The following is a 2,747-nucleotide window of genomic DNA, read 5'->3' as shown; positions in this document are numbered from 1 at the left end:
CCCGCTCCGCGGGGGCGGTCCGGCGCCAGGCCGCCCGCGCGTCCCACGCCGCCATCACCGCACGGTCGACCTCCTCGGCGGTGCCGACGACGACGACCGCACCCGCGCTGCCGTCCCGCGGGTCGAGGCGGTCGACCGTCCGCTCGCCGGTCGCCGTGACCGCCTGGCCGCCGATCCAGTGCTCGCCGAGCCGCTCCGTGCCGCCCCGGGCGGGGTGGTCCGCCATCGCGCTGTCGCGTGCCTCGGAGGCTGCGCTGTCGCGCGCCTCGGGCACGGGGTGGACCGCCGTGTCGCCGGCGGCGTCGAGGCCCTGGGTGCTGCTCGTCTGCGTCATGGCGGAACGGGTCTCCTTCGTCGTGGGCGGCGGCCTGGTCGTCGCGCCGTCGTGATCAGCCGCCTCGAGACCATCACGGCTCGGCGCGCGCGGCATCCCGGGGCGGCGCGGATCCCCGGGTGACGCCGACCGCCCGCCGGACGATCTCCCGGGGCACCCGCCGGTCACTCGCTCGGCGACGGGCGGCCGACCCGCCGGGCGACCCGCCGGGGATGTGGTCACGGAACCACTTCGAGATGCGATCTAGGGATTGTGCGCTGAGGGTGGCCGGGTCGGGCGCACGTCCGACGCACCGACCGACCGGGGGGATCCGTCACCCATGCGCGTGCTCGGCGTCAACGCCATCTACCACGACCCGTCCGCCGCCCTGGTGGTCGACGGGCAGGTCGTCGCGGCCGCGGAGGAGGAGCGCTTCTCCCGTCGCAAGAAGGGCAAGCGACCCGTCCCGTTCGCCGCGTGGGAGCTGCCGGAGCTGTCGATGCGATGGGTCCTCGACCAGGCCGGCCTGCGTCCCCAGGACCTGGACGCCGTGGCGTACTCGTTCGACCCGGCGCTGTCGAAGCCCGCCGAGGAGCTGGGCCTGGACGACCCGTGGGACCACCTGCGGATCATGTACGCGCAGCGCGCCCCCGGGTTCCTCGCCGCCGCCCTGCCGGGTCTGGACCAGTCCCGCGTCCGCTACGTGCCGCACCACGTCGCGCACGCGGCCTCCGCGGCCCTGGCCTCCCCGCACCGGCGCAGCAGCGTCCTCGTGCTCGACGGCCGGGGCGAGCGTGCCTCCCACCTGGCCGGCCGCTACCAGGACGGCCGCCTGGAGATCCTCTTCCAGCAGGAGCTCCCGCACTCCCTCGGTCTGGTCTACGAGTCGCTGACCGAGCACCTCGGCTTCCTGCGCTCCAGCGACGAGTACAAGGTCATGGCCCTCGCCTCCTACGGAAAGCCCCGCTTCCTGGAGGAGCTGCGCGAGATCATCCGGCCGACCGGCGACGGCGGCTTCCTGGCGGAGGCGCCCGACTGGTCCCGCTGGGCGCCGCCGCGTGCCGCGGACGCGACCCTCAGCGAGGAGTCCTGGCGCGGGCCCCACGCCGACCTCGCCTGCTCCGTCCAGCAGCGCCTCGAGGAGGTCCTCGTCGAGCTGGCCCGGTGGGTCCACGCCCAGACCGGCGACCCCGTGCTGACCATGGCCGGCGGCACCGCCCTCAACTGCGTCGCCAACTCCCGGATCTGGCGCGAGACCGCCTTCGAGGACGTCTGGGTCCAGCCCGCCGCGGGCGACGCCGGGACGAGCCTCGGCGCCGCGCTGCAGGTCTCCGCCGACGGCGGCGAGGTGCCCGAGCCCATGCCGGGCGCCGACCTCGGCCGCGAGTGGTCCGACGACGAGCTCGCCACCTGGCTGCGCAGCGCCGCCGTGCCGTTCACCACCCCGGAGGACCTGGGCGGAGAGGTCGCGGACGTCCTGGCGCGCAACGGGGTCATCGCCTGGTTCGACGGCCGCAGCGAGTTCGGCCCCCGCGCGCTGGGCCACCGGTCGCTCCTCGCCCACCCGGGGCACCCGGAGAACCTCGAGCACCTCAACGTCGTCAAGGGCCGGGAGCAGTTCCGCCCCGTCGCGCCCATGGTCCTGCTCGAGCACGCCGCCGAGATCTTCAGCGACGGCCCCATCCCGAGCGAGTACATGCTCTTCGTCCACACGGTCGACCCCGCGTGGCGCGACCGGATCCCCGCCGCCGTGCACGTCGACGGCACCGCGCGGATCCAGACCGTCGACCCGGCCCGTCAGCGCCGCCTCGGTGCGACCCTCGAGGCGTTCCGTGCCCGCACCGGCCTGCCGGTGGTCATCAACACCAGCCTCAACACCGCCGGTCGGCCGATGGTCGACGACCCGCGGGACGCCCTCGAGCTCTTCGGCTCGGCACCGGTCGACGCCCTCGTCCTCGGTCCGCACCTCGTCCGGCGCTCCGCGCTGTTCGCGGGAGGTGGCGAGCGGGGGAGCGAGCGATGACGGGCCTGCCGCGGCACCGCGCCGAGCCGGCCGGCCCGGGCACGACCGAGTTCGAGGACCTGGCCCTGGGCGCGACCGGGCGCGAGGACCTGGCCCCGGGCGCGACCGGGCGCGAGGACAGGGCCCCGGGCACGCTCCTCCGCTCGACCGGAGCCGGCTCGCACGACACCCGATACGCCGTCGTGCTGCCCTCCATCGGACGACCCTCCCTCGCCGTGACGCTGCGCAGCCTGGCCGCCCAGGTGGCCGGCCCGGACGCGCCGGCGCCCGAGGTCGTCGTGGTCGCGGACGACCGCCGCCTCGACCTCGACGGCGACCCGTCGACCTGGCCCGAGCCCCTCGACGCGGCCGCCCTCGTGCCGGACGCGCCGTGGCCCGTCGTCGTGGTCCGCACCGGGGGACGCGGACCGG

General features: G+C 76.1%; 1 protein-coding gene and 2 pseudogenes. 2 read left to right on the top strand and 1 reads right to left on the bottom strand.

The features are described 5' to 3' along the window. Positions 1 to 334: pseudogene (locus N866_RS17900) on the bottom strand (hypothetical protein); the annotation flags it as partial. A gap of 319 nt (positions 335 to 653) precedes the next feature. Between N866_RS17900 and N866_RS17895 the strand changes: the two are divergent. Both N866_RS17895 and N866_RS17890 read left to right on the top strand, forming a co-directional pair. Continuing rightward, entirely contained in the window at positions 654 to 2,336 is a 1,683-nt protein-coding gene (locus N866_RS17895; RefSeq protein ID WP_034229191.1) for a carbamoyltransferase family protein, read from the top strand. Next, positions 2,333 to 2,747, top strand: a pseudogene (locus N866_RS17890) (hypothetical protein); the annotation flags it as partial. The gene N866_RS17895 and the pseudogene N866_RS17890, both read left to right, overlap by 4 nt.

It is taken from the genome of Actinotalea ferrariae CF5-4 (genome assembly GCF_000603945.1).
Lineage (GTDB): Bacteria > Actinomycetota > Actinomycetes > Actinomycetales > Cellulomonadaceae > Actinotalea > Actinotalea ferrariae.
This window is presented reverse-complemented; position numbering and strand designations above follow the sequence as displayed.